At 64.5% G+C, this 26,834-nt stretch carries 21 protein-coding genes; 4 read left to right on the forward strand and 17 right to left on the reverse strand.

Annotated elements, in window-relative coordinates:
- Window positions 1–8: 8 nt before the first annotated feature.
- Genes ACFQ6H_RS27955 through ACFQ6H_RS27965 form a run of 3 tightly spaced genes read right to left on the reverse strand, consistent with a single transcriptional unit; the run spans window position 9 to window position 1,969 of the window.
- Window positions 9–542 (reverse strand): hypothetical protein, encoded by a 534-nt coding sequence (locus ACFQ6H_RS27955; protein ID WP_378650093.1) that lies wholly within the window; start codon window positions 540–542, stop codon window positions 9–11.
- Between the two features lie 55 nt (window positions 543–597).
- Entirely contained in the window at window positions 598–1,194 is a 597-nt protein-coding gene (locus ACFQ6H_RS27960) for a hypothetical protein (protein WP_378650095.1), read from the reverse strand.
- 31 nt (window positions 1,195–1,225) lie between these two features.
- Entirely contained in the window at window positions 1,226–1,969 is a 744-nt protein-coding gene (locus ACFQ6H_RS27965) for a TVP38/TMEM64 family protein (protein WP_378650114.1), read from the reverse strand.
- A 436-nt stretch (window positions 1,970–2,405) separates the two neighbouring features.
- Here ACFQ6H_RS27965 and mutA point away from each other — a divergent pair, with 436 nt between their 5' ends.
- From mutA to meaB, 3 genes are read left to right on the forward strand one after another with little or no spacing between them, the layout of a single operon-like run.
- Window positions 2,406–4,301 (forward strand): methylmalonyl-CoA mutase small subunit, encoded by a 1,896-nt coding sequence (gene mutA, locus ACFQ6H_RS27970; protein ID WP_378544230.1) that lies wholly within the window; start codon window positions 2,406–2,408, stop codon window positions 4,299–4,301.
- Window positions 4,298–6,550, forward strand: a complete 2,253-nt coding sequence (gene scpA / locus ACFQ6H_RS27975) for a methylmalonyl-CoA mutase (protein ID WP_378544227.1) — start codon at window positions 4,298–4,300, stop codon at window positions 6,548–6,550. Before mutA ends, scpA begins: the two co-directional genes overlap by 4 nt.
- A gap of 17 nt (window positions 6,551–6,567) precedes the next feature.
- A complete protein-coding gene (meaB, locus tag ACFQ6H_RS27980) occupies window positions 6,568–7,587 on the forward strand; it encodes a methylmalonyl Co-A mutase-associated GTPase MeaB (protein ID WP_378544224.1) in 1,020 nt (339 codons plus the stop codon).
- Window positions 7,588–7,648: 61 nt separating this feature from the next.
- On the opposite strand, the gene ACFQ6H_RS27985 is transcribed toward meaB, so the two are convergent.
- The 14 genes from ACFQ6H_RS27985 to ACFQ6H_RS28050 all read right to left on the reverse strand — a co-directional run bounded on the left by ACFQ6H_RS27985 (window position 7,649) and on the right by ACFQ6H_RS28050 (window position 24,538).
- The gene (locus ACFQ6H_RS27985; protein ID WP_378533053.1) at window positions 7,649–8,596 is read right to left on the reverse strand and encodes a sulfite exporter TauE/SafE family protein; all 948 of its coding nucleotides are present in this window, start codon (window positions 8,594–8,596) and stop codon (window positions 7,649–7,651) included.
- A 233-nt stretch (window positions 8,597–8,829) separates the two neighbouring features.
- Window positions 8,830–9,864, reverse strand: coding sequence for a nucleoside hydrolase (locus tag ACFQ6H_RS27990; RefSeq protein WP_378544218.1), 1,035 nt, complete (start codon window positions 9,862–9,864; stop codon window positions 8,830–8,832).
- Window positions 9,857–10,333, reverse strand: a complete 477-nt coding sequence (locus ACFQ6H_RS27995; RefSeq protein ID WP_230815609.1) for an OsmC family protein — start codon at window positions 10,331–10,333, stop codon at window positions 9,857–9,859. The genes ACFQ6H_RS27990 and ACFQ6H_RS27995 overlap by 8 nt, the downstream gene beginning before the upstream one ends.
- A 31-nt stretch (window positions 10,334–10,364) precedes the next feature.
- On the reverse strand, window positions 10,365–11,666 hold the full coding sequence (locus tag ACFQ6H_RS28000; protein WP_378650097.1) for a CoA transferase: 1,302 nt from the start codon (window positions 11,664–11,666) through the stop codon (window positions 10,365–10,367).
- Between the two features lie 18 nt (window positions 11,667–11,684).
- Entirely contained in the window at window positions 11,685–12,563 is an 879-nt protein-coding gene (locus ACFQ6H_RS28005) for a 3-methyladenine DNA glycosylase (protein WP_378650099.1), read from the reverse strand.
- Window positions 12,564–12,566: 3 nt separating this feature from the next.
- The gene (locus ACFQ6H_RS28010; protein ID WP_230815612.1) at window positions 12,567–13,655 is read right to left on the reverse strand and encodes a hemolysin family protein; all 1,089 of its coding nucleotides are present in this window, start codon (window positions 13,653–13,655) and stop codon (window positions 12,567–12,569) included.
- Entirely contained in the window at window positions 13,648–15,030 is a 1,383-nt protein-coding gene (locus tag ACFQ6H_RS28015; protein ID WP_378650101.1) for a hemolysin family protein, read from the reverse strand. The genes ACFQ6H_RS28010 and ACFQ6H_RS28015 overlap by 8 nt, the downstream gene beginning before the upstream one ends.
- A gap of 311 nt (window positions 15,031–15,341) precedes the next feature.
- A complete protein-coding gene (locus ACFQ6H_RS28020; RefSeq protein ID WP_378650103.1) occupies window positions 15,342–16,778 on the reverse strand; it encodes a GuaB1 family IMP dehydrogenase-related protein in 1,437 nt (478 codons plus the stop codon).
- Window positions 16,779–16,781: 3 nt separating this feature from the next.
- Window positions 16,782–17,663 carry a DMT family transporter gene (locus ACFQ6H_RS28025; RefSeq protein ID WP_378650105.1) on the reverse strand — a complete coding sequence of 294 codons (882 nt, stop codon included), beginning with the start codon at window positions 17,661–17,663 and terminating at the stop codon, window positions 16,782–16,784.
- Window positions 17,664–17,667: 4 nt separating this feature from the next.
- Complete coding sequence (locus tag ACFQ6H_RS28030) at window positions 17,668–19,170, reverse strand: DEAD/DEAH box helicase (RefSeq protein WP_378650107.1); 1,503 nt, start codon at window positions 19,168–19,170, stop codon at window positions 17,668–17,670.
- A gap of 62 nt (window positions 19,171–19,232) precedes the next feature.
- Window positions 19,233–20,690, reverse strand: a complete 1,458-nt coding sequence (gene gndA, locus ACFQ6H_RS28035; protein WP_378650108.1) for an NADP-dependent phosphogluconate dehydrogenase — start codon at window positions 20,688–20,690, stop codon at window positions 19,233–19,235.
- Between the two features lie 217 nt (window positions 20,691–20,907).
- A complete protein-coding gene (locus tag ACFQ6H_RS28040; RefSeq protein ID WP_378650110.1) occupies window positions 20,908–22,884 on the reverse strand; it encodes a DEAD/DEAH box helicase in 1,977 nt (658 codons plus the stop codon).
- Window positions 22,885–23,145: 261 nt separating this feature from the next.
- Window positions 23,146–24,099: a M56 family metallopeptidase gene (locus ACFQ6H_RS28045; protein WP_230815619.1), complete on the reverse strand. Its 954-nt coding sequence runs from the start codon at window positions 24,097–24,099 to the stop codon at window positions 23,146–23,148.
- 25 nt (window positions 24,100–24,124) lie between these two features.
- Window positions 24,125–24,538 (reverse strand): BlaI/MecI/CopY family transcriptional regulator, encoded by a 414-nt coding sequence (locus ACFQ6H_RS28050; protein WP_003944876.1) that lies wholly within the window; start codon window positions 24,536–24,538, stop codon window positions 24,125–24,127.
- A 177-nt stretch (window positions 24,539–24,715) separates the two neighbouring features.
- Here ACFQ6H_RS28050 and ACFQ6H_RS28055 point away from each other — a divergent pair.
- Window positions 24,716–26,834: bifunctional lysylphosphatidylglycerol flippase/synthetase MprF (locus tag ACFQ6H_RS28055; protein ID WP_378650112.1), on the forward strand; the 2,119-nt coding region annotated here is incomplete at its 3' end.

Consider the following 26,834-nt stretch of genomic DNA (forward strand, 5'->3'; position numbering starts at 1 on the left):
CTCATCACCTATGTGATGAGTGCCCGTCCCGTTCCACATACAGCGATCGCCCAGAGGACGCTGACGAAGGTTCCCATGATGAACTGCTCGGACGCGTGCGGTTCGCGAAGTTCCGGGTACCGTGCGAGTCCCTTGACGGCCAAGACGATCGCGATGCCTTCCGGCCAGGTCGCGAGAATCGACGCCGCCACCGCGAGCCGCTCGAGTATCCCGATCACACGTCCGCCGCGAAGAGGTCCAGCATCCGGTGCCGGGCTTCCGTCTGGTTGGCGGCGGGCGATCTTGAAGGTGGCGAGCACCATCGGTGCGCCGGCCGTGGCGGCGGCAAGTAGGCACAGGACAAGCGTCGCCCCAAGTGCAAATCCGGTGACCGGGCTCGTTCGGGTCGATGCCAGCGCGGCAACACCGAGCGCTGGTAGAGCGACCACGGACGACGCCCATTCGGGGACTTCGAGTCGACCACGACTGAGCGGTCCCAGCGCCGCTGCAACTGCTGGTGCCGCGGCGGCGACGGCGAGCGCGATCAACGCCAGAACGACCATGTATTCGAGCCCCCTGCTGTGTCGACGAGTTTGTACCGGTGCGAGCGTGAGCAGTCTAGGGCTGGAGTCTGACCAAAAGTCGTTCTGCGAGTCTGCGCCCGGCGAGTTCTGCGTGCCACCCGGCTGTCAAGAGTCTCTTCGACATGGCCTGCTTGGTGATTCCGAGCTGGGCCGCCGCGCTGATCTGAGTGAGTCCGCTGTCCATCAGAGCGATGGCTTCGCGTCCGTCTTTCGTCTGTCTCGTGACGATCGTTCCGAGCAAGGTGAACGCGGCATCGACATCTGCGGCAAGTTCGTCGCGTGAGCTATCCGCCGGCGCTTGTTCGACGGCAATTCTGGCCGGGGCTCGCTTGGCTCGCTCGACGGCGATCCGGGCAGCTTCGAACGCCGGTCCGCGTCCGGCTCGGGTCTGCCGTGGGAGGGGCTGCTCGACTGGGCCGATCCCGATCCCGACACTCCAGTGCTCGCGCCGAATCAGCTCCAGTGCGACGAGGACGAGCAGCGCCGGATCGTCGGTCACCGCTTGAATCTCGTCGCCTGCAGTGCGCTCGAACGGCCGCAAGAGCCTGAGATCGGCCATGTCGTCGATGATGTCCCCGACGCGATCGACATCCCGTCGGCTACCTCGCTGATCCACTGTCAGTACGAACATTAGTCAATGCTAAATAGTTGACTTTCATTAGTCAATCGTTTTGGGTTGACTTCATTAAATCAATCTCTTGGGGTTGACCAACGCCGTGGGGTTGACCAGTGTCGTCGGGTTGACCATTGTCGGCGGTAGTTTCGCCCAGCGGGGGCTGGCGGCGAGCGTCGAACACCAGACCGGCGATGCCGATTGCGATGCAGACCCCCGACAGGATCAGGAGACGAGGATCGGCTTCACCGGAGAGAGCGTCACCCAGAACGACGATCCCCACGGTGCCGGGCAAAATGCCGACAACGGTGGCAAGGACGTAAGGCACGATCCGGATCGACGAAATGCCGCAGCAGTAGTTCACCACCGAGAAGGGGACGAACGCGATCAAGCGCAGAGAGCCGACGGCCAGCCAGCCCCGCTTCTCGATCCGCTCGTCCACCCGCCGGATCGTCGGACTCGAAATCCGTTGCCAGACGACGTCGCGGCCGATGGCGCGCACCAGGTAGAGGGCCAGAACAGCGCTCACCGTCGTCGCCGCCACGGTCAGGGCGATGCCGGTCACCGAACCGAAGAGAACGCCCGCGCTGAGGGTGAAGACGGTGCGCGGGAACGGCGCGACGGTGACTATCGAATGAACCAGGAAGAACACGAGGGGAAACGCCGGGCCAACCGAGTCCGCCCACTCGCGCACCTGGGACACCGTGGGATGTGGGGCGAGGAGGGCTGCGAGGAACAAAGCGAGCACTACCAGGACTATTGCGATCAATCTTCGGTCCAGCAGGCGTCCCATCACAGGTCACAAGGCTACCTGTGAACGGTGAACCGAGACGTTTGCGCGCTGGGAACGGTGTGCCGAAGACCATCCCGAATGCTGGTAATTCACGTGCTCCAGGCGACAATGAAAGCTGTGCTGTGACGAAAACCACTACGCTTTCCAGGTGGTCCACACCTGCAGTCCCGGCCAGTGAAACGAACTCGCGAGTAACTCACATACATGCTGAACAATCGCTAGGTAAGGACCAGTTGCAGGTGTCCGAATCACTGAACACGCACGCCGGCGGACCGGTCGGGAAGTGGTCGTGAACCGCGTCGTGAACGGCACTGTGAAGAACCTGACGTGATCCTCACGATATCTGAGCTCAGACGCGGGTTAGCATCACAGAACTAACGAACAATTCCGATTATCGGTAAAGCGCTCACGCTAAAAATGAGAGGGAGCGGACACAGTGTCATTAGCTTCAGAAGCCGAGGCTGTCGAGCAGGCATACGCGGAGTGGCAGCGCTCCGTAGCCGGTGTGCTCGCCAAGTCCCGCAGAGTCGATGCGGCAGAACTGGGCCCCGAGCCTCAGAAACTGCTTGAAACCGTCACCTACGACGGAGTCACTGTCGCACCGCTTTACAGCCCCCGCGACGAACGCCCCGAGCAGACCCTGCCGGGCACGTTCCCGTACGTGCGGGGTGTCGATGCTCACCGTGACGTCAATGCAGGCTGGTTGGTCTCCGCTGCATTCGGAACCTCCTCCGCAGCCGAGACGAATCGCAGCGTCCTGGACGCCCTCGAAAACGGCGTCAGCGCACTCTGGTTGAAGGTGGGCGGGGACGGCGTTCCGGTCACCGACCTCGCCGCTGCGCTCGAGGGCGTGCTTCTCGATCTCGCGCCGCTGACGCTCGACGCAGGCGCGGAGGCCGGCGATGGCGTCCGCGCACTCTTCTCACTCCTCGACGCGCGTGCCGAAGCCGGTGACGGCGTCAGCGATCGCGCCGGTATCCGCATCCACCTCGGTGCTGCTCCGCTGACCAGTTCATTTTCCGGCTCAGCCGACGTCGAACTTGCCGACGCCGTCGAGTTGGCCGCCCTCGCTGCAGCTCGCGCGGAAACCGTGCACGCGATCACCGTCGACGGCACGGCGTTCCACAACGCCGGTGCCGGGGATGCCGAAGAACTCGGAGCCGCGATTGCCGCAGGCCTCGAATACCTCCGCGCACTCACCGCCGAGAGCGGCCTGAGTATCGGTGCTGCGTTGTCGCAGTTGGCTTTCCGCTACTCGGCAACCGACGATCAGTTCCAGACCATCGCGAAGTTCCGAGCCGCACGTCTCGTGTGGGCACGCATCGCCCAGGTCTGCGGAGCTTCCGATTTCGGTGGAGCACCCCAGCATGCGGTCACCTCCGCCGCTATGATGGCTCAGCGTGATCCCTGGGTGAACATGCTGCGCACCACCCTCGCCGCGTTCGGCGCCGGTGTCGGCGGAGCAGACGCGGTGACGGTTCTTCCGTTCGACGTCGCGCTTGCCGACGGCACCCTCGGCGTCAGCAAGTCGTTCTCCTCACGCATCGCCCGAAACACACAGCTGCTCCTGCTCGAAGAGTCGCACCTGGGCCGTGTCCTCGATCCTTCGGCCGGATCCTGGTACGTCGAAGACCTGACACAGCAGATCGCCGCCACCGCGTGGGAGTTCTTCCAGGAAATCGAAGCGGCCGGCGGATATCTTGCCGCACTCGAAGCGGGAATCGTCTCCGATCGCATCGCGGCCACCAAGGCCAAGCGCGACTCCGACATCGCACACCGCAAGACCACGGTCACCGGTGTCAACGAGTTCCCGAACCTCGGTGAAACACCGCTGTCCGCCGAAGCAGTCGAGCCGGGCCAGGCCGTCGCCCGCTACGCAGCTGCGTTCGAAGCGCTTCGCGACCGTTCGGATGCGTTCCTCGCCGCCGGCGGCGCCCGTCCCACTGCGCTTCTCGCGCCGCTGGGCTCGGTTGCAGAACACAACGTGCGCACCACGTTTGCGTCCAACCTGCTCGCTTCGGGTGGTATCGACGCAGTCAACCCCGGCCCGCTCGAGGTAGGCGCAGAGGCCATTTCCGCAGCCGTCAAGGCATCCGGCGCCACCGTCGCCGTGCTGTGCGGCACGGACAAGCGTTACGGCGAGAGTGCCGCAGCGGCCGTCGCCGAACTTCGCGCCGCTGGTATCACCAAGGTGCTGCTGGCCGGCCCGGAAAAGGCAGTCGCCGACGCGACCGGCGATTCTCGCCCGGACGGATTCCTCACCGCCCGCATCGACGCAGTGTCGGCTCTGACCGAACTGCTCGACTTCATCGAGACGGGAAGCTCCAAGTGACGACACGAGAGGTCAAGCACGTGATCGGCAGTTTCGCCGAGGTCCCACTCGAGGACCCGCAGTCTCCGGCACCCACACCGCCGTCGGTCGAGCAGGCCCAGGCGCTCATCGAAGAGGGCGCCAACGCCAACAACTACGCCGCCGAGCAGGTTGTCTGGTCCACGCCGGAAGGCATCGACGTCAAGCCGGTGTACACCGGTGCGGACCGCACGGCCGCTGCCGAATCCGGATACCCGCTCGACAGCTTCCCAGGTGCTGCTCCGTTCCTGCGTGGTCCGTACCCGACCATGTACGTGAACCAGCCGTGGACCATTCGTCAGTACGCCGGCTTCTCCACTGCCGCCGAGTCCAATGCGTTCTACCGACGTAACCTTGCGGCCGGTCAGAAGGGCCTCTCGGTCGCCTTCGACCTCGCTACACACCGCGGCTACGACTCCGACCACCCGCGTGTGGCCGGCGACGTCGGAATGGCCGGTGTCGCAATCGATTCCATCCTCGACATGCGTCAGCTCTTCGACGGGATCGACCTCTCGCAGGTGTCGGTTTCGATGACGATGAACGGTGCCGTGCTGCCGATCCTCGCGCTGTACGTCGCAGCGGCAGGCGAGCAGGGTGTCACTCCGGACAAGCTGGCCGGAACGATCCAGAACGACATCCTCAAAGAGTTCATGGTTCGTAACACCTACATCTATCCGCCCAAGCCCTCGATGCGGATCATCTCGGACATTTTCGCGTACTCCAGCGCGGAAATGCCGAAGTACAACTCCATCTCCATCTCGGGCTACCACATCCAGGAAGCCGGAGCGACGGCCGATCTGGAACTGGCATACACCCTCGCCGACGGCGTCGAGTACATCCGCGCCGGCCTCGACGCCGGGATGGACATCGACAAGTTCGCGCCTCGCCTGTCCTTCTTCTGGGCCATCGGTATGAACTTCTTCATGGAGGTCGCCAAGCTCCGCGCCGGACGCCTCCTGTGGGCCGAGCTGGTTGCCAAGTTCGACCCCAAGAGCGCCAAGTCCTTGTCGCTGCGTACCCACTCGCAGACCTCGGGCTGGTCGCTGACCGCTCAGGACGTCTTCAACAACGTTCCGCGTACCTGCGTCGAAGCCATGGCAGCCACGCAGGGACACACCCAGTCGCTGCACACCAACGCTCTCGACGAAGCCATCGCTCTGCCGACGGACTTCTCGGCGCGAATTGCCCGCAATACCCAGTTGCTGCTGCAGCAGGAGTCCGGCACCGTTCGCCCGATCGACCCGTGGGGCGGCTCGTACTACGTCGAATGGCTCACCAACGAGCTCGCCAACCGGGCACGTAAGCACATCGAAGAGGTCGAGGAAGCCGGCGGAATGGCTCAGGCTATCAACGAGGGCATCCCGAAGCTGCGCATCGAGGAAGCTGCCGCCCGCACCCAGGCACGCATCGACTCCGGTCGTCAGCCGTTGGTCGGCGTCAACAAATACGTTCCCGACGAGGTCGACACCATCGAAGTTCTCAAGGTCGAGAACTCCAAGGTGCGTAAGGAACAGCTCGAGAAGTTGGTTCGTCTTCGCGCAGAACGTGATCCGGTTGCCGTCGAGGCTGCGCTCGCCGACCTCACTCGCGCAGCAGCGTCCACCGAAGGCGGCATGGAGAACAACCTCCTCGCCCTCGCTGTCGTCGCCGCCCGCGCCATGGCCACCGTCGGCGAGATTTCCGACGCCCTCGAAAAGGTGTACGGACGCCACCAGGCGGAGATCCGCACCATCAGTGGTGTGTACCGCGACGAGGCAGGATCGGTGAGCAACATCAGCAAGGCGATGGAATTGGTCGAGAAGTTCGCCGAGGACGAGGGACGTCGTCCCCGCATCCTCGTCGCGAAGATGGGCCAGGACGGTCACGACCGTGGCCAGAAGGTCATCTCCACGGCATTTGCCGACATCGGATTCGACGTCGACGTCGGACCGCTGTTCCAGACCCCCGAAGAGGTCGCCAACCAGGCGGCCGACAACGACGTCCACGTAGTCGGTGTGTCGTCGTTGGCAGCCGGTCACCTGACCTTGGTGCCGGCGCTGCGGGAAGCTCTGGCTGCGGCCGGTCGTCCCGACATCATGATCGTCGTCGGCGGCGTCATTCCGCCCGGTGACTTCGACGAACTCTACGAGGCCGGCGCTGCTGCCATCTTCCCGCCCGGAACCGTCATCGCCGACGCCGCCAGCGGATTGTTGGAGAAGCTCTCCGCCCAACTGGGTCACGACAACAGCTGAGAAGGGGGTCACTGAAGATGGCACGTCAGCCCATCGACACGCCGTCGCCAGCGGCAAGGCCATCAGTTGATTCTCTCGCCGAGGCGGTACGTGGAAATCAGCGTGCCGGCCTCGCTCGGGCGATCACCCTCGTCGAGTCCACTCGCGACGACCACCGGGCTCTAGCACAGCAGCTTCTGCTGAAGTTGCTGCCCGAGGCCGGGGGAGCACACCGAATCGGCATCACCGGCGTTCCCGGCGTCGGAAAGTCGACGTTCATCGATGCGCTCGGAATGTACTTGCTGGAGAAGGGGCATCGGGTTGCGGTGTTGGCGGTCGATCCGTCGTCCACCCGCACCGGTGGCTCCATCCTCGGCGACAAGACGCGCATGGCTCGCCTCACGGTCGAGAAGAACGCATACATTCGTCCGTCACCGACGTCCGGCACCCTCGGCGGTGTTGCAAAGGCAACCCGCGAGACCATCGTGCTTCTCGAGGCTGCCGGTTTCGACGTCATCCTCGTGGAAACGGTGGGCGTCGGGCAGTCCGAGGTCACCGTCGCGAACATGGTGGACTGCTTCACGTTCTTGACCCTCGCTCGTACGGGCGATCAGCTGCAGGGGATCAAGAAGGGTGTACTCGAACTCGCGGATCTGGTCGCGGTCAACAAGGCCGACGGCAAGCACGAGCGCGAGGCGAAAGGCGCAGCCCGCGAACTGGCCGGAGCGCTGCGCCTGATCTACCCGCACGACGCCATCTGGAAGCCGCCCGTCATCACGATGAGCGGCCTCGAAGGTGTCGGTCTGGACGAGTTCTGGGGAACTGTCACCAAGCACCGTGAGGTGCTCACCGAAGCGGGACAGTTCGAGGAGAAGCGTCGACAGCAGCAGGTCGACTGGACCTGGACGATGGTCAACGATCAGCTGCTGCGCAGACTCTCCAGCAACGATCGGGTGCGTGCGATCCGGGCCGACGTCGAGCAGAGCGTGCGCGACGGTTCGCTGACAGCGGCGTTGGCTGCGGGGCGGATTCTCGACGCGTTCGACGGAAGCAACTAAAGCGAAAGCAGGAAATCCCGGGTATCCGAGCTCGGATACCCGGGATTTCTTCTGTGACGAGTTATCGTTCGCGCTTGGCTGCAGGCTCGGTGAGTTCGGTCTCGACCGCGAGTTCGACTCCCGTGAAGTCGCCTTCTGCTTCGGCTGGGGTGAGCGTGGACCGCTTCCACGCGTAGAACAGCAACGCTGCCCAGGCGGCGATGATGGTGAGGTATCCGGCCACCGTGACCGCTCCGGTGATGTCGAAGGATTTGAACAGCTTCTGCGCGTTGGTCAACACGATCACGCCGCCCACTGCCGTTCCGAGCAAGGTTGCAGGTACGCGGCTGACCAGCCACGCCGCGAACGGGGCAGCGATGACACCACCGAGCGCGAGACCGGCGACAACGAGGAGGTTTCCCGCCGACTCACGTCCCAATCCGACAAGGAATCCCAGCGACGCGGCTGACGCGACCAGAAACTCCGAGGCGCTGACCGAGCCGATCACCGTGCGCGGTGCGGTCTTGCCGCGGGAGAGCAGTGTGCTGGTGGTGATCGGGCCCCAACCGCCGCCGCCGGATGCGTCGATGAAACCACCGAACAGGCCGAGCGGGGACAGGAAGCGAGCGGTATGCGGGGTGGTGCGAGCATTCGCGACGGCCGGTGGACGGACCGAAAAGCGAAGTGCCACATAGACACCGATTGCCAGCAGAATTGTCGCCGTGATGGGGACTGCCGCTTCGGTCGACAGACCCGAGAGAACGGTGGCACCGATGAATGCACCGACAGCGCCGGGCACGCCCAGCTTGGCGACCAGCTTCCAGTCGATGTTCTTGAACTTCCAATGCGACACCCCTGAAGCGAGGGTGGTGCCGACCTCGGCCAGGTGAACCGCGGCGCTCGCCTGAGCCGGACCGAGGCCACCGATCATCAGCAGGGTCGTTGCGGTGACACCGAAGGCCATGCCGAGGGCGCCGTCGACGAGCTGGGCGCCGACGCCGACAAGGGTGAACAAAAGAAGGTTGAACATGAGAAGACAGACTCCGAGCGAAGAAGCGACAAAGTCAGGGGTGCAGGCAGCGAGAAATCGCCGCTCAGCAACACGCCTGATCGAAGCATGCGCTACGACGAGTGGGCCAGAACGCCATCAATCCGAGCGCAAATGCCGGGGAGGCATCGTGGCTGGAAATCTGCACGTCAAGGTCCTTCGGTTCTCGTTCGTTGGTGTTCTGTCCATGCGAGCATAGCCGGTGCCGCGCTCGATCAACCCACGGCGCGGGCGTAATTTCCCACTCGGTGGACAAGTCGATCGAAGAATTCCGCCGGATCGGTGCTGACGGCGATGTCCGCGTTTGGTTCGCGTTTCCAGTGTCCGACCCAGTCCGCGACGGTGGTTCCGATCAAGAGTGGGCTTTCGGTTTCGACGTCTACCGTTGCCGGTTTCAGGGTCGCCAGGGTCGGGTCGAGCGCGACGGCAGCCGCAAAGGGATCGTGCATGTGAGCAAGAAAGCCCTGGTCGTACTCGCGATGGAACTCCATGTAGAACCGGATCGCGTCGGACATGTGCCGGATCACGCTGTTGGAGGCGGAGCTGCGGACATCGGGGCCGTCGTCAGGAGAGATGATCTCTTCCGGGGTGCTCCCGGCAGCGTCGGCGAGTCGACGCACATGTTCGGGGAACATCTCGATGGATTCGGTGACGTTGAGGCCGCAGATGATCGGACGTCGGTGCGCGGGTACTGCGGAGAACGCGTCGAACACTTCCTTGGCGGCGTGCGGATCGACCGAGACGTTCCACTCCGCAGTCGGCGTCGTGTTGCCCGGATAGTTGAACGACCCACCCATCACGACCAGTCGTTTCAGTAGAGAGGGAAGGTCGGGTTCGCGTCTGATCGCCAGGGCCAGATTGGTGAGCGGTCCCGTCACCAACCCCGTGAGTTGTCCGGGGTACTCACGGACGAGATCCACCCAGAGGTCGGTGGCGGTGCGAACCGAGAGCTCACGACCCGAATCGGGGAGCACGGCATGCCCGATTCCTTGCGGACCGTGAGTCTCCTCGGTGGTGCGCAGCGGGATGACCAGGGGCGCGCGGGCACCGAGTGCAACCTCGATGTCCGGGGCGCCGCAGAGCGCAAGCCAGTTCAAGTTGTTGGCCGCGACCTGTTCCACGGGAACGTTGCCGGCGGTACTCGCGATCCCCAGAATCTCGGCCTCGGCGCTGGCGAGTAGATAGAGCAGTGCCAGCGAGTCGTCGATACCGGTGTCGACGTCGACAATGAGCTTGTGGACATCACTCATCGGTGGCCACCAGGATCGTCGGGGAATGCAGGACCGGGAAGTTCACCGAACGAGCGATGAAGCACTTCGTGTGTGCCGGGCCGTGAAGATCCTCGGCCGTCTCGACCATCGACGCGTCGGCGACCAACACCGTCGGATTCAACGTCACTTCGATGAACTGGCCGCCGCCATCGGATTCCTCGATCATGCTGCCGACCGGCTGATCGCTGTAGTCGAGAACGACGACCCCTGCGGCCGCTGCCAGGCCGAGGTACCAGAGCATGTGGCACTGGGCGAGCGAGGCAACGAGCAGTTCCTCGGGATTCCACCGCTGCGCGTCACCGCGGAACGAGGGATCGGAGCTGCCGAGAAGCTCCGGCTTCCCGACCGCGGATATTGCGTGATTGCGCGAATATGCCTGTGTGCTGGACGTTCCGGATCCCAGATCGCCCGTCCACTGCAGGTCGAGTGTGTAGGTATGTGACTTCACAGGTCCATCTTGCCCTGAATGTGCCGGTCCCTCAGTGTGCCCACTCCGCCGGATCCGATCCCCACGAATGTGCCGGTGAAGGGTAGTCCTCGAACTCTGCCAACGCGGGTCGTGCGGTGGTCACGTCGCCGTGGTTGACAACAGCACCGAAGCCGGGGGCCGTCGGCAGGCCGGGGTGGAGGGTCCGCCCAGGCGCGTCCAGAAGACGGGCGCAGGTACCTGCCAGCGACACGTCGACAGCGCGGCCACGGCCGTCGTGCGAGCGCATGGTCAACGCGTCGAGGATCCCTGCTGCAAGGAAGTACCCGCTTGCGTGGTCGAGTGCCTGTGCGGGAAGGGCGCCGGGTTTCTCTCCCCCCTCGAGGAACGAGATACCGGACGCGGCCTGCACGATGCTGTCGAAGCCGCGCCGATCCGCCCACGGACCTTGCCAACCCCATGCGCTGACACGCCCGTGAATCAGGTGCGCGGGAAGATCTTGCCCGATGAGCGCTTCGAGTGCACCCGGCCGGTAGCCGGTGACCAGCACGTCGGCTGTTTCGAGGAGTTCGCGGAACGCTGTCGCACCCTCCGAGGATTTCAGGTCGAGAAGCGCCGAGCGCTTGCCCTGGCCACTGTCGAGGTGCTGCCATCCGATTTCAGGGATCGCCGGGGGATCGATCCGTAGAACTTCGGCACCGACCAGTGCGAGGGCGCGGGTCGCGACCGGGCCGGCGATGACGCGGGTCAGGTCGAGAACACGTGGGCGCGTGGGGAGTGCGCGGGGTTCCCCCATCTCGCGTGCTCGGATGGATACCAGGGGCGCAGACCTCGCGGCTGCACACTGCTCACTCAGGCGCCACTCGGTCTCGGTACGCGCGCGGACCGCGATGGCACCGATCTCGGCGGCTTGCTGTTCGATCTCGATAGCAGAGAGTTCGGATATACGTTGCGCCACTGCCTCTTTGGGCGACCCAGGTTCGAGTTCCAGAATGGTGAGCAGTCGGTCGCGATGGTGCGGATAGTTGCCGTGCGTGCGGACCCAACCGTCACGGGCGGCGAAGAATCCCGAGTACTCGGAAAACCCGTTGATCGGTTCGCCTCCGGTGCGGAACAGGCGATCGCTCGAGAAGGACGCGGCGATACGCTCGGGATTCAGCGTCCAGTGCCCGGCCGCTCGATCAATCGCAGAGGCGAACGCCCCAACCGAACCCGCAGCGAGGTCGAACACCGGCAAGTGGGCCGCGAGAAAGCCCGCCGAGTCCGGGCATTCGATGTGCCCGCGCCGGTCCTCGGTATGCACCCCGACGTCGCGTTGGTATTCGTCGAGATAGAACCCGTACCCGTGATCCATGCGACGCCTTTCGGCAGTTCAGTGGCCGAGAAGCTCCCGGCACTTCTCTGCCAGCGTATCGCGGAGCGGCGCAGCACGATCCGCCAACTGTTGTTGCTGACGCACGTATTCGGCGCGGCCCGCGGGAGTTTCGATACGAATGGGGGAGTACCCGTACTCGGCGAGGTCGTATGGGCTCGCGCGCATGTCGAGTTCACGGGCCAGGAGCGCGTGTTCGAAGCACCGCATCACCAGGTCGGAATCGACGAGTGGCAACAATTTGAAGCTCCACTTGTACAGGTCCATACCGGCGTGCAGGCAGCCCGGCTGTTCGTGATCGATCTGAGTTTCGCGTGCAAGCGGGAGCGAGTTCTTGGGGGCCGCGTCCGGTGTGAAGAACCGGAACGCGTCGTAGTGCGTGCATTTGAGCGGCAGGGATTCGACGACCGCGTCGGTACCGGCGAACCCGAGCCGAAGCGGCACCGACTGGTGACGGATTGCGTCCTCGCCGCCGCGATAGACCATCGCCCACTCGTGGAGGCCGAAGCAACCCAGCACAGCGGGCCGCGCAGACGTCTGATTCAACAGATTCCACACGAATTCGACTGTGTGACACCGACGCTCCAGCACTGAGGCCTCGACTGTCGCAGTACCCGAATCGTCGACGCGGTAGCCGGAGAAGGCTGCGTATTCGGCGGCGTTCTCGAGCGCGACTCCGTACCCGGGGTGCCAGCGGCGCAGTTGAGCGGGTTTGAAGTTGTAGTACGTGAAGAGGAAGTCGTGCACCGGGTGAGAGATACCGGCGCTACGACGCGCTCGGTGCGGCTCGACGAGCTTCTCCACCTCCTCGAGGTGAAGTGCCCGCCGAGCCGTCCACTCGCTCTGCGCGAGTGCGAGTGAGTGCACCGAACGTGTCATCGATCAGCTGTTTCGTTGTCCGGGAACAGCATCCGTGCCGCGGTGTGTGCCGTCGCGAACAGTGCCGACGTACTCCTCGAGGAGATCTTCGAGCGCGACGATACCGATCACAACTCCGTCAGCGTCGGTGACTGCACCGAGGTGCGAGCTGGCCCGACGGAGGCCGGCCAACGCTTCGGCCAGCGGCGTGCTCAGCGGAACGATGGGCAGTGGGCGGATATCCGACGTCGGAACGACGGTGTCCGGTCCGGCAGCTTCGTCCAGAACCTCGTCGAGCACGTCCTTGAGGTGCACGTACCCAGCCAGGGATCCGTCGCTCGCCCGCACCGGGTAACGCGAGTATCCGGTCTCGATGACCGCACGCTCGATCTCTCCCAGTGTCGTTCCCGACGGTGTGAGGGGAATGGTCCGAACCTTGTCGAGGGTGATCAGAACCTCGGACACCGTGCGATCGGTCGATTCGAGAGCCTGCTTCAACCGCCGGTGTTCTTCGGCGTCGATCAGACCTTCGGATCGCGATTCACCGATCATCGCGGACAACTCCACGGCAGAGACCGTGACGTCGAGTTCGTCCTTCGGTTCGACGCGCAGGAGCTTCAGCACGCCGTTTGCGCACAGGTTGTAGAACGCGATGATCGGGCGAGCGATCTTGATGAAGGCCAGATGCACGGGAACGAGCAGCATGGCCGTCTTCTCGGGGCCGGCCAACGCGATGTTCTTCGGAACCATCTCGCCGAGCAGGATGTGCAGTACGACGACGAGCGAGAGCGCGATCGCGAACGAGATCGGGTGCAGCAGCCCGTCAGGCAGGCCGACGGCTTCCATCGGCACCTCGAGGAGGTGCGCAATGGCAGGTTCGGCGACCTTACCCAGGAGGATCGAGCAGATCGTGATACCCAGCTGAGCCGCCGCGAGCATCAGCGACAGGTTCTCACCGGCCTTGATGACTGTGAGTGCCCGCTTCTTGCCTTGCGCGACCAGTGCCTCGAGACGGTCACGGCGAGCGGAGATCAGCGCGAATTCCGCGCCGACAAAGAATGCGTTGCTCGCGAGCAACACGACGGTCAGGAGAACGCCGAAGAGGTTATTCATCGTCGGACTCCTTCTTGTCGTGGTCGGCGGATTCGGGTTCGACGTCCGCCGGGACCGGCATGATGGTCACTCGGTCGATGCGACGGCCGTCCATGCTGGTCACTCGGGCGATCCACTTTCCGCGGGAATCCCCGGACGAGTCGACGTCGGGCAACTCCACTTCGTCACCTTCATCGGGGATGCGCCCCAATTCGGTGAGCACCAATCCGCCGAGGGTGTCGTAGTCGCCTTCGGGCGCGGTGTATCCGGTAGCCGAAGTGACCTCGTCGATACGCAGGAGACCGGAGCACGACCATCCGTCGCCGACGCGTTGCACGTCCAGCTCGGGCTCGTCGTGTTCGTCGCGCACATCGCCGACGATTTCCTCGATGAGGTCTTCCATCGTGACGATGCCCGCAGTTCCGCCGTATTCGTCGACGACCAGAGCGACCTGCATGCCGTCCGAGCGGATCCGCTCCATGACGGTGTCACCGTCCAGGCTCGACGGCACGACCGGAACACGTTGAGCCAGACTGTCGACTCGCGTCGTGCGCCTGCGCTCGGCGGGAACCGTGAACGCGTGCTTGATGTGTACGACGCCGACCGTGTCGTCCAGATCGCCGCGAACGACCGGGAAGCGCGAGTAGCCGGTCCGCGACGCCGTCACGATCAGGTCTGCGACAGTGTCCGAGAGTTCCAGCGATTCGATCTTCACTCGCGGGGTCATCAGTTCTTCTGCCGTACGGTCACCGAACTGCAGCGAACGGTCGACGAGCATCGCCGTGCCCTTGTCGATGGAACCGCGCTGCGCGGACGTCCGCACGAGGGATCCGAGTTCCTGCGGTGAACGCGCCGAGCGCAGTTCCTCCGCGGGTTCGATGCCCAGGCGTCGCACGATCCAGTTGGCAGTTCCGTTGAGACCGTTGATTGCCCACTTGAAGATCAGCGAGAAGCCGGCCTGCAGGCCCGCAGTTGCACGGGCGGTGGGCATCGGCTTGGAGATTGCGAGGTTCTTGGGTACGAGCTCGCCGAAGATCATCGAGAACGACGTCGCGAGTACCAGCGCCAAGATCAAAGACGTTGTCGAGGCAGCGGATTCGCTGAGTCCGACGGCCTTCGCAACCGGTGTGATGAACCGCGCCAGAACGGGCTCGGCCAGGTAACCGGTGATCAGTGTCGTGATCGTGATGCCGAGTTGGGCACCGGAGAGCTGGAACGAGAGAGTCTTGTGCGCGTGTTGAACCTGGCGCGAGCGTCGGTCGCCGTCGCGAGCGGCTTCGTCGACGGTACTGCGCTCGAGCGCGGTCAGTGAGAATTCGGCCGCCACGAAGAGGGCGGTGCCTGCAGTCAGCGCGATGAAGCCGAAGAGGCTGAGAATGGTGAAAACGATGTCCATGTGTCATCGCCACCTGAGTTGTGCACGGGGGCCGCCGGGTTTGTCTCCCGGCTCGCTAGAGGAGCCCTCCGAACCGGCGGAATCAGACGATTCCTCGGATAAAACGACGGGTGTAGCGCCGGGTAAGTGTGTGGGTGCCTCGGGCACCGGGTTCCTCTCGTCAGAGCCGAGGATTTCTCGGCTGTAGCGGGCTCGGTCGGGTCGCCGAAGGGCACCCGACCGAGTTTTGTTTTCTGTTTACGGAACCAATGATACCGGCGGGCGCCCGGGAGTAGGGACCCGAGCACCCGCCGACTGTCACGGAACCCTGTTCACCAACCTGACGGAAGCGGCCGTCCTTCGGCGAATCCGGCAGCGGACTGAACACCGAGAACTGCCTTCTGGTGCAACTCTTCGAGGGAGCGCGCACCCGCGTACGTGCAGGTACTGCGCACGCCGGAACAGATCTGATCGATCAGGTCCTCGACTCCCGGGCGCTCGGGATCGAGACGCATCCGCGAACTGGAGATGCCCTCCTCGAACAATCCCTTACGAGCGCGATCAAAAGCCGTTTCGGTGGCTGTGCGAGCGGCAACGGCGCGCTTGGACGCCATACCGAAGCTCTCCTTGTACGCATTGCCCGCCTGATCGACCTTGAGGTCGCCGGGGGACTCGTACGTGCCGGCGAACCACGAGCCGATCATGACGTTCGACGCGCCCGCTGCGAGGGCGAGTGCGACGTCGCGGGGGTGGCGTACTCCGCCGTCGGCCCAGACGTGCTTGCCGAGCTCACGTGCCGCTGCAGCACATTCCGCGACGGCCGAGAACTGTGGGCGTCCGACGCCGGTCATCATACGCGTCGTGCACATGGCGCCCGGCCCGACTCCGACCTTGACGATGTCCGCGCCGGCCGCGATCAGATCGCGGGTGCCCTGTGCCGACACCACGTTGCCTGCGACCAGCGGGACGCCGAGGTCGAGCGCCTTGAGAGTGGTGAGCGCATCGATCATTCTCTGCTGGTGACCGTGCGCCGTGTCGACGACGATCACGTCGGCACCGGCGTCGACGAGTGCCTTTGCCTTGGCACCCACGTCACCGTTGACACCCACCGCCGCGGCGACCCGGAGTGCGCCCCGTTCGTCGACTGCGGGATCGTAGATTCCCGCACGAATCGCACCGGTACGGGTGAGGACTCCGGCAAGAGTGCCGTCTTCGTTGACGATGACCGCCAGCGGATCATGCTTGGCTTCGAGGAGTTCGAACACCTCGCGAGGTGTAGCGGTGACCGGGGCGGTGACGAAGTCGGTGATGGCGACCGAGCGCAGACGCGTGAACCGGTCGACGTCCGCACAGGCGGCCTCGGTGACGACACCGAGCGGCTTACCGTCCTCGACGACCACGACGGCGCCGTGAGCGCGCTTGGGCAGAAGCGCCAGCGCGTCGGAGACGGCGTCGTCGGGGCTCAAGGTGACCGGCGTATCGGCGACGAGGTGGCGGCTCTTGACGAATGCCACGGTCTCGGCGACGGCTTCGGTGGGGACGTCCTGCGGAATGATGACCAGCCCGCCGCGGCGGGCAACTGTCTCGGCCATACGGCGGCCGGCCACTGCGGTCATATTGGCGACGACGACGGGAATGGTGGTTCCGGATCCGTCGGAAGAAGTGAGATCGACGTCGAACCGGGAGGTGACCTCTGTCCGGTTAGGGACGAGAAAAACGTCGTCGTAGGTCAGGTCGTATGGGGGGCGTTGCCCTTCGAGGAACTGCACGTTTCACGAGCTTACCGTCGATTCCGCCGCAGCGCCCTCGGTATCGCGTGCCTGTGAACGGGAGAGGGCGATCGTGGTCATGACCATGACGGCGACAGCGCACCCGATGAGAGCAATTCCGGGGCCGTCGACGCGTAGGCGTTCGTCCAGAACCGTCATCCCCAGGAAGATGGCCGCAATCGGCTCGCCGATCGTGAGAGCGGGCAGCGACGCCGACAACGGCCCGACCTGGAATGCGCGTTGTTGCAGGTAGACGCCGATCGCGCCCGAGGCGATCAGAGCCCACGTCTGCCAGGCCGAAATCACTCCGACGACGCCGTGTCCGAGTAGGTCGGTGACGTACTTGGTGAACGCGACCGCAACGCCGTAGAAGATGCCGGCCGCGGAGCCGAGAAGCAGTGCGCGCCAACCACCGTCGAGTTTGGACAAGCCGCCGATGGTCGCGACCACGGCGACTGCGACCGTGATCGTCAGGGGCACAGCCCAATCGGACCACGGAGCATTGCTGTCACCCTCGGTGGGATCGCCGACCACGAGGAAGATCGCCAACGAAATCGCGAGCATGATCGCCAGTGACCACGCCGAACGGGTGATACGGATTCCCGAGAACTTGGCCGAGAGCGGCAGCGCGAACAGCAGAGAGGTCACGATCAGCGGCTGAACCACCAACACCGAACCCAACGACAGTGCAACGGCCTGCATGACGTAACCGCCGCCGTCGCCGATCAATCCGGCCCACCACCGAGGGCTCCGAATCAGCGACGCCACTAGCGCCTCGCCCTCGGGAACCGCCGACGCTGCCCGCTGCTGAGCGACGGACGCGCACGCGAAGAGCAGTGCGGCGACGAGTGCGCAGAGAACCGAGATCAGTGGAAGATCACCCATGTCCTCAGTGTGCGCGCTTGCCCGCCCGATTTCCGGCAGACGGCTTTCCTGCGCCCGGTGCGCCCCGCCGCGACGTCAGGCCCTTGGAGGCCAAACGTTCCGAACGGGTCGGGACCGGGGTGCCGTCGGCCCGGATCTTCTTCACACTCTTGGGATCGGTGACGCGCCGCGAGGAGGCGGCTCGCTTGTCGCCGTCCTTTTTCATGCGGCCACCGGCAGCCGTCCGACCTGCGGTGTCGTGTTCCTGGCGTCCACGCTTTGCGGTGTGCTTGACGGCGACGGTCGTATCGGGAGCCTCGACCGGAATGCCCGTCGGCTCCATCGCACCGGTGATGCGCGTCAGTTCAAGATCGTCAGGACGAACCCGCACACCGTGAACCTTGATGCCTGCCTGCTTGGTCAACTTCTCGACCGCGTCACGTTCTTCGTCGGTGACGATGGTGACGACGACGCCCGATTCACCGGCGCGAGCGGTTCGGCCTGCGCGGTGCAGGTAGTCCTTGGCCTCGGCCGGGGGATCGACGTGAACAACGAGCGTCACGTCGTCGACATGGATTCCGCGGGCCGCGACATCAGTTGCGACCAGGACGGGGGTTGTCCCGTCGGAGAACGACGCGAGGGTCTTGGTCCGATTGTTCTGCGTCTTGCCGCCGTGCAGGGCCCCGGCCGAGACACCGATCAAATGCAGTTGCTGCGCAAGCCGATCCACGCCGTGCTTGGTCTTGACGAACATGATGGTCCGCCCCGCGCGCGAAGCGATATGTGCGACAACGGATCTCTTGTCGTCGCGGTCGACGAAGAGCAGGTGATGCTCCATGGTCGAGACGGTGGCAACCGGGGGAGCAGTCGAGTGCGACGCCGGATTGCGCAGGTAATCCGCGACCAGATCGTCGACCTTGCCGTCGAGGGTTGCCGAAAAGAGAAGACGCTGACCATCTTTCGGCGTCGTGTCGAGAATCTTCGCGACCTCGTCGATGAAGCCCATGTCTGCCATGTGGTCGGCTTCGTCGATAGTCGTGATCACGACGTCGTCGAGCACGACCGACCGCTGCTCGAGCAGGTCGAGTAGACGGCCGGGAGTCGCGATGAGCAGATCGACGCCCCTGGTCAAGATGTCGGCCTGGCGCTTGATGGGAACACCACCGACCGCGTTGGCCACCCGCAAACCGATTTCGGTGGCGGCGTCGTCGAGTGCTTTGTGAATCTGGATCGCCAGTTCGCGGGTGGGAGCGAGCACCAAGCCGCGAGGACGATTCCGCTTGCTCGCCCCACCCTTGAGGCGCACCAACATCGGAAGCCCGAAGGCCAAAGTCTTTCCGGAACCCGTCGCGCCACGCCCGAGCACATCCCGGCCGGCAAGGACATCGGGGATGGTGGCCGACTGAATGGGGAAGGGGGCATCGATGCCGCTCCGACGCAACGCGTGCACCATCACGGCGGGGATTCCGAGGTCGACGAACGAACGCCCTTCGGTCGAGGTGGGCGAGTCGATCGTCGATTCCTGCATTTGTCCAGGCTACCGGGTATCGGTAGAGGCAGATAACCGCATCTACCGATACCCGCTGTGAATCAGGCCTCGATTTCGCTGCGGTCACCGCTCCACAGCGTGTGGAACTTGCCGGGCTTGTCGATGCGCTCGTAGGTGTGAGCGCCGAAGAAGTCGCGCTGACCCTGTGTCAGGGCGGCCGGCAGACGCTCTGCGCGCAGACCGTCGTAGTACGACAGCGAAGACGCGAACGCCGGTACCGGAATGCCGAGCATCGTCGCGGTGGCGACCACACGGCGCCAGCTGTCGATGCCCGCCTCGATGGCCTCGCGGAAGTACGGCGCCAGAATCAAGCTCGGCAGGCTCGGATCCGCGTCGAACGCGTCCTTGATGCGGTTGAGGAACTGCGCACGGATGATGCAGCCGCCGCGCCAGATCGTTGCCAGGTCGGCAGGCTTGAGGTTCCAGTCGTACTCGGCGCTACCGGCAGCGATCTGGTCGAAGCCCTGCGCGTACGCCACGATCTTCGACGCGTACAGCGCGGCCTGGATGTCAGCGGCGAACTGCTCGGCGTCAGCCGGCTTGTCGCCGAGCGAACCCGAAGCCAATCCCTGCGCCTGGGCTGCGGCGCGCTGATTGCGGCTACCGGACAGTGCGCGAGCAAACACGGCCTCGGCGATACCGGTGACCGGCACGCCCAGATCCAGAGCGGACTTGACCGTCCAGCGGCCCGTGCCCTTCTGCTCGGCAGCGTCGACGATGACGTCGACCAACGGCTTGCCGGTCTCGGCGTCGACCTGACGGAGCACCTCGGCGGTGATCTCGATCAGGTAGGACTCGAGCGTGCCCTTGTTCCACTCGGTGAAGACGTCGGCAACCTGACCGGCGTCGTCGCCCAGCGCGTCACGGAAGAGGTTGTACGCCTCACCGATGAGCTGCATGTCGGCGTACTCGATGCCGTTGTGCACCATCTTGACGAAGTGACCGCTGCCGTCGGGGCCGATGTGCGTGCAGCACGGTGTGCCGTCGACGTGAGCGGAGATCGACTCGAGAAGCGGGCCGAGAGCCTCGTACGACTCCTTCGGGCCGCCCGGCATGATCGACGGACCGTTGAGTGCGCCTTCTTCGCCGCCGGAGATACCAGCGCCGACGAAGTGCAGACCGCGGGCGCGGATCGCGGCTTCACGGCGGATCGTGTCCGTGTACAGCGAGTTACCGCCGTCGATGATGATGTCGCCGGGCTCCATGGCGTTCGCGAGCTCTTCGATGACAGCATCCGTCGGCGCGCCGGCCTTGACCATGATCAGGACGCGTCGCGGCTTCTGCAGTGCGGCAACGAACTCTTCGACGGTCTCGGTGCGCACGAAATCGCCCTCGGAACCATGCTCGGCGATCAAAGCATCGGTCTTGGCGATGCTGCGGTTGTGCAGGGCAACGGTGTGACCGTGGCGGGCGAAATTGCGGGCAATATTCGAACCCATGACAGCCAGGCCGGTGACGCCGATCTGAGCCCGGGGTGATTCGGTGCTAGTGGTTGACATGCTTACAGCTTTCCCTCTCGGTCCGCGGCTGTGAAATCCTGCGCTGTGCGCAGCCGAAAACTGTGCGGCCGCGACGCGCGTGAACATCAGACCGTGCATACAAAACACGGATGCAGATCACTTTAATTGCAGTGACCTGCATCCGTCTCGATACAGCTTCCGGCGCAGCCGGAAGGTTCTCAGTGTTCAGTTGTCGAGCCGCAGCTCAGCGCAGGTATTACCGCTGATCGCGCTTCGGGCCGTCGAATCCGTCATAGCTACGACGGTCGGTGCGGCTGCGGAAGCCACCACCGCTGGTCGAGGCTGCGCGGTTGTCGCCGCCGTCACGGTTGCCCTGGTATCCACCGGAGGAGCGGTTGCCCTGGTATCCGGTCGAGGGGCGGCTGTCGCGGTCTCCGTAGGACGGACGGCCGTCGCGGTTGCCCTGGTATCCGCTGCCACCCGAAGAGCGGTTGCCCTGGTATCCGCCGCGGCTCTCGCCGTCACGGCTTCCCTGGTATCCGCCGGAGGATCGGTTGCCCTGGTATCCGGTCGAGGGGCGGCTGTCGCGGTCTCCGTAGGACGGACGGCTGTCGCGGTTGCCCTGGTATCCACCGCTGGAGCGATCACCCTGGTAGCCACTGCCACCCGAAGAGCGGTTGCCCTGGTAGCCGCCGCGGCTCTCACCGTCACGGTTGCCCTGATATCCACCGGAAGAGCGGTTGCCCTGGTATCCGGTCGAGGGGCGGCTGTCGCGGTTGCCCTGGTATCCACCGCTGGAGCGATCACCCTGGTAGCCGCCGCGGCTCTCGCCGTCGCGGTTGCCCTGGTACCCACCCGAGGAACGGTTGCCCTGGTATCCGCCGGAAGAGCGGTTGCCCTGGTAGCCGCCGCGGCTTCCGCCACGATCACCGAAGGAACGCTCGCCACGAGAAGAGCTCTCGCGCAACGGTTCTCCGGTCGGCTTCTTGGCGCCGGTGATACGAGCCAGCTCAGCAGAACCCGGGGTGACGGCGACGGCAGCGGCATTGACGCCGGCCATTCCGGTCAGACGCTTGAACTGACGCTTCTGGTTGGGCAGCACGATTGCGACAACGGTGCCCTTCTCGCCGGCGCGAGCGGTACGACCCGCGCGGTGCAGGTAGTCCTTGTGGTCAGCCGGGGGATCGACGTGAACGACAAGGTCGATGCCGTCGACGTGGATTCCGCGCGCTGCGACGTCCGTTGCGACGAGGACCGGGGTGCGGCCGTTCTTGAAACGCTCGAGGACGCGGGTGCGCTGGTTCTGAGCCTTGCCGCCGTGAAGCGACTCGGCAGCGATGCCGACTGCGCGGAGTCGGTCGGTGATTCCCTCGCAACCGAGCTTGGTACGGGCGAACATGATCGTGCGTCCGTCGCGGGCACCGATCTCGGCGAGGACGGAATCCTTCTGGCCGCGGTCGACGAGGAGGACGTAGTGCTCCATCGTGTCGACGCTCGCGCGGCCGTCTTCGGTGGAGTGCGTGACGTGGTTGGCCAGGAACTGACGAACCAGCGACTGGACCTCACGGTCGAGGGTCGCCGAGAACAGCAGGCGCTGTCCGTCTGCGGGGGTCTCACCGAGGATCGAGCGAACCTCGGGCAGGAAGCCCATGTCCGCCATCTGGTCGGCTTCGTCGAGTGCGGTGATTTCCACCGAGTCGAGGATGCAAGTGCCCTGACGCAGGTGGTCGCCGAGACGACCCGGGGTGGCGACGAGGACGTCGACGCCGCGGCGGAGCTGATCGACCTGCTTGGCGAACGGCGTTCCACCGACAGCGGGACGAACCGTGAGTCCGAGTGCGCCGGCGTAGGAGTTGAGGGAGTCGACCACCTGGAAAGCAAGCTCACGGGTGGGGACGAGCACGAGTGCACGGGGACGCTTGGCGGCCGGGCGATCCTCGTGGCGCGAGAGGCGGGTCAGCATCGGCAGGCCGAATGCGAGGGTCTTGCCCGATCCGGTCTGTGCGCGGCCGAGAACGTTGGTTCCGGCGAGCGCGTCCGGGATGGACTGCGCCTGGATGGGGGACGGGACGGTGATGGAGTTGCGCGCTAATGCGGCAACAAGCTGCTCGGGCAGGCCGATCTCGGCGAAGGTGATACCCGGCTCGGTGGCGACTGCTTCTTCGGCAGCGGGGGTGTTGACGGTGGTGTCTTCGATGTTCTCGGAAGACGACATTTGGACAGCGTTGGTCACGCGGAAACCTCTCCGGACTACGGGCACGTCGCGGAGCGGAAGAAGCCATGCTGAAATACACGACACAGTTCGCAAAGGGACGAGCCAGGGCACATGTCACCTGGCAATCCGAACGCATACTGCGGGGAATTGGGCTGTGTGCCGTTATATGTTGACGGACCACGATGGTGGCCGAGGTCCACTCTACGCCACCGGCTAGGTCGAAGTCAGGTAACCCCGCCTGTGACCTGCACTACTACACGTGGTTGCGCTGGTCAAGACTCAGTAGGCGTTGAAAAGCAGGCGAAGTTCCGTGAGCCAGGGCACTGCCACAGCCACGGTGGGCACCACGAGAATGGCGACCGCCCCCAGATACGCGAAAATCGCAATCCGGGGATCGGCATCGTCAGCCGAGAGGCGCTGCACTCGGATGAGCGTTGACGGGCCGCCTGCTGCCATCGCTCCGCGGGGTGCCGTCGATCCGGCACACGCGACCAGTGCCCGCGCGAGGGGAGTGGGACCGGTAGCCCGCACAGCTGAATCGTCGGCGAGCAACTCCACCAGGAGTTGTACCGATCCCAGAGCCGACTTGCTACGGACGAAACGGGGGAACGCGTGGTTGACCGCGGTGAATGCCTCGAGGACCAGATCGTGACGAGCTCGCAGGTGTGAACGCTCGTGCGTCAGGATGGCCTTGACCTCGGCATGATCGAGGTTCTGCAAGGTGCCTTGACTGAGAACCACGCGTTGGCGCAGACCTGGCAGGCAATAGGCGATCGGTTCGTCGACGTCGAGCACTCGCAGATCGGGTGTGCGTTCCACCGACGCGGGCATGGCGCAGTCGTCGAGAAGGTCCACCAACACGCGGTGACGTGCACGGCGACGTCGGGTTCTCACGGCGACCTGGATGACCGAGAAGATCAGCTTTGCGCCGATCAGGAGTGTCAGGGCAAAAACAACCACGTACAGAATCCACAGAGGGAGTCCGAGTGCATCGATTTCGGCCGTCGGGGCCGTCGTCGGCCTTCCGTCAGCGCCGGGAACGAGCAGCTGGCTGGCAATGGCTAGGCCCGAGCTGAATGCCGACAACACCGCAGCGATCGCGACGGCTTGCCACAGGACCAACGCCGCGCGTGGAGCGCGGTAAGGCCACGTGGAGCGGCTCAGGAGTGCGGGTACCGGACCGGCCAGCAACAAGGCAAGCAGTCCGAAAACCAGTGCAGTAGTGGCGTTCATGTCCTACACATCATGCACGACGAATTCAGTTCGGCCTAGAAATTCCGGGCTGCGCAGCCTTTTTCGCGGACTCGCGCACCTCGAGGGCAGCGAGCGCTTCGCGGAGAGCATCTGCTTCGTCTGCATTGACCTGGCCCACGAAGTGAACGAGTGCCGCAGCGCGACCGCCGGACTCCGGAGCCTGGGCGAGAGCGTCGACCATCAGGCTCGCAACCAGTTCTTCGCGCTTGTTGACGGGAAGATAGCGATGCGCGCGATCGTCGCGCTGCTGAATCACCAGATGCTTCTTCGCCAGGCGCTGCAGAACGGTCATGACCGTCGTGTACGCCAATTCGCGATGCGTCGCGAGTGCTTCATGCACCTGTCGCACAGTTTGCGGTTCTGATGTGGACCACAAATGATCCATCACCGCGCGTTCGAGTTCACCTAGACCTGCCATTCTTCGATTCTACGGACTTCCACGACGAAATACGTACTACTGGTAGTAGTAACCGCCTCGGTGGGGGTGTGGTATTGGCCATAGTGATCTGCGTGACGGTTACGGTGGTGATCGCAGAGAGAAATGCCCGATACTGAGCAAGCCCCTAGTCGATCCGCAGAAAGTAGCCGCACGTAGATGACGATCGACAGTTCGCCGGGCACCGAAGAATCCACATCACGGGCACGGGCAGTCGCGCAGAAAGCTGGCGACATCGTTCGTTTCGGTATTCGCGACGCACCGTTGACGGTCGTTCTACTTCTCACCATGTGGATCCTGGGCGCTGCCAGCGGCAGTCTCGTGCACGGACCGTCTCGCGATCTCGAGCACGCGATCGGCGCGGGAATGGGCTCGATCCAGCACGGACGCATCTGGACTCCGCTCACCTCCGCTCTGTGGGCGGGAAACCTGCTCGGGTACATCGGTGCGAGCGTGCTCCTGATCGCGGTCGCTGCGCCCCTCGAGCGGCGCATGGGGACGCTCAAGCTCGCAATTGCCGGAGCGAGCACCCAAATCCTCGGTGTGCTCCTCGGACTCGGCTGGGCATCGTTCGCGAAGGTGTTCGACTCCAACTGGGGATTCCGCCTACACGTCGGCTCCGCTGTCGGCACGAGTGCATGGATCGTCGGCGCCGTCATGGCCGCCAGCTCGAACATGGGCACACTGTGGCGTCGACGCATCCGCGTCGGAACCCTGGCCTTGACCATCACCTTGGCCCTGTTCAGCGGCCAACTTCAAGATGTCATCAGGTTCTTCGCCGCCGTCGTAGGTCTGGTGATCGGCCAGTGGATCGTGGGACGGTCGGCTCGCGGTGAGCGAATCGCCGGGACCCAGCGGGAGGGCCGCGTCCTCGTCGCCATCGTCGTGGCGGCCAGCGCGATCGGCCCGATGATCGCCGCACTGTCTCCGCAAGCGGTAGGTCCACTTGCCGTCCTGCGTGACCTCTTCCGCGGAGTTCCGTGGACCGTCGCCGAGGTTCGAGAACTGTGCGAGGAGTCCGCGTCGGACCCGGACTGCCGGCGAGGACTCCTCGAGCTCAGACTCTCGGGTATCGGGCCGACTCTGCTCTCGCTGATGCCGTCGATTTTTGTCCTGGTGCTGAGCGACGGGCTTCGGCGTGGCCGCAGATTCGCCTGGATTGCGACGGTGTGCGCTCAGGTTGTCCTGCTCGTCCTCTCGATCGGGAACTTCGTCATCAGGTTCGTCGACGCCGTGGACAGTGACAGTCTGTTCTACGGAATCAGCGATCCGAACGTGTACCGGACACTCGTGCCGTTCCTGACGCCGCTGTTCGTGCTGATCCTCTTGATCTCCACACGCCGATACTTCGACGTGGCGGCCCCGGCCAGGACATACAGACGCTTGGGCGTTGCGATCGTGACGTTGCTCGGGGTCCTGGCCGTGATCTACGTGGGCGGCGGAATGCTCGCCAGGCACGGGTTCGACCGCGAGCCCACTGTCACCATGCTGCTCGCAGACTTCCCTCAGCGCCTCGTACCGCCGGTGTACCTGCAGTTGATCGACCCGCGCCTGCTCCCTGTAGACATCGAGTCGACGCTGCTGTTCGAGTGGACCGGCGTCGTGTTCTGGGGCGTTGCTGCCGTGCTGGTCTTCGTGAGCTTCCTCAAGCCCGTCAAGACCGCTGATCCGAAAGCCGCCGAACGCGCGCGATCGATGTTGCTCGCCGGCACCGGCAGTCCGTTGTCGTGGATGACGACGTGGAAGGGCAACACCTACTGGTTCAGTGCAGACGGTTCGAGCTACGTCGCCTACCGCGTCATCGCCGGAGTCGCACTCACCACGGGTGACCCGGTCGGTCCTCCTGATCGGATGCGCGCAGCGATCGAGGGGTTCGCCGAGTTCGCGTCGTCGAACGGTTGGATTCCGTGCTTCTACTCGGTGACCGACGACGCGCGCACCATTACCGATTCCATGGGCTGGAGCGGCCTACAGGTCGCCGAGGAAACAGTGCTCGATCTGGGCGGAATCGCGTTCACGGGCAAGCGGTTCCAGGACGTGCGCACGGCACTGAATCGGGCGAAGAAGTCCGGGATCACGGCCGAGTGGATTTCCTTCCCGCACGCGCCTCTCGCGATCAAGGATCAGATCGTCGCGATCTCGGAAGAGTGGGTGGCGGACAAGGGGATGCCCGAGATGGGCTTCACTCTCGGCGGGCTCGACGAGGTCGACGACGAGGCGGTGCGCTGCCTGATCGCCGTCGACGAGGATCGCACGGTGCACGGTGTCACGTCGTGGC

This window comes from Rhodococcus sp. NPDC056506 (assembly GCF_042794945.1).
Classification (GTDB): domain Bacteria; phylum Actinomycetota; class Actinomycetes; order Mycobacteriales; family Mycobacteriaceae; genus Rhodococcus_F.

Excerpts from the sequence above, each read along its gene's own strand:
- ACFQ6H_RS28050 (WP_003944876.1), bottom strand. The coding sequence starts at position 24,538 with ATGGCAGGTCTAGGTGAACTCGAACGCGCGGTGATGGATCATTTGTGG.
- ACFQ6H_RS28010 (WP_230815612.1), bottom strand. The coding sequence starts at position 13,655 with ATGAATAACCTCTTCGGCGTTCTCCTGACCGTCGTGTTGCTCGCGAGC.
- ACFQ6H_RS28000 (WP_378650097.1), bottom strand. The coding sequence starts at position 11,666 with ATGGATCACGGGTACGGGTTCTATCTCGACGAATACCAACGCGACGTC.
- ACFQ6H_RS27955 (WP_378650093.1), bottom strand. The coding sequence starts at position 542 with ATGGTCGTTCTGGCGTTGATCGCGCTCGCCGTCGCCGCCGCGGCACCA.
- ACFQ6H_RS27960 (WP_378650095.1), bottom strand. The coding sequence starts at position 1,194 with ATGTTCGTACTGACAGTGGATCAGCGAGGTAGCCGACGGGATGTCGAT.
- ACFQ6H_RS28045 (WP_230815619.1), bottom strand. The coding sequence starts at position 24,099 with ATGAACGCCACTACTGCACTGGTTTTCGGACTGCTTGCCTTGTTGCTG.
- meaB (WP_378544224.1), top strand. The coding sequence starts at position 6,568 with ATGGCACGTCAGCCCATCGACACGCCGTCGCCAGCGGCAAGGCCATCA.
- ACFQ6H_RS28025 (WP_378650105.1), bottom strand. The coding sequence starts at position 17,663 with ATGGGTGATCTTCCACTGATCTCGGTTCTCTGCGCACTCGTCGCCGCA.
- ACFQ6H_RS27965 (WP_378650114.1), bottom strand. The coding sequence starts at position 1,969 with ATGGGACGCCTGCTGGACCGAAGATTGATCGCAATAGTCCTGGTAGTG.
- ACFQ6H_RS28005 (WP_378650099.1), bottom strand. The coding sequence starts at position 12,563 with ATGACACGTTCGGTGCACTCACTCGCACTCGCGCAGAGCGAGTGGACG.
- ACFQ6H_RS27990 (WP_378544218.1), bottom strand. The coding sequence starts at position 9,864 with ATGAGTGATGTCCACAAGCTCATTGTCGACGTCGACACCGGTATCGAC.
- ACFQ6H_RS27985 (WP_378533053.1), bottom strand. The coding sequence starts at position 8,596 with ATGTTCAACCTTCTTTTGTTCACCCTTGTCGGCGTCGGCGCCCAGCTC.
- ACFQ6H_RS28030 (WP_378650107.1), bottom strand. The coding sequence starts at position 19,170 with ATGCAGGAATCGACGATCGACTCGCCCACCTCGACCGAAGGGCGTTCG.
- gndA (WP_378650108.1), bottom strand. The coding sequence starts at position 20,690 with ATGTCAACCACTAGCACCGAATCACCCCGGGCTCAGATCGGCGTCACC.
- ACFQ6H_RS28015 (WP_378650101.1), bottom strand. The coding sequence starts at position 15,030 with ATGGACATCGTTTTCACCATTCTCAGCCTCTTCGGCTTCATCGCGCTG.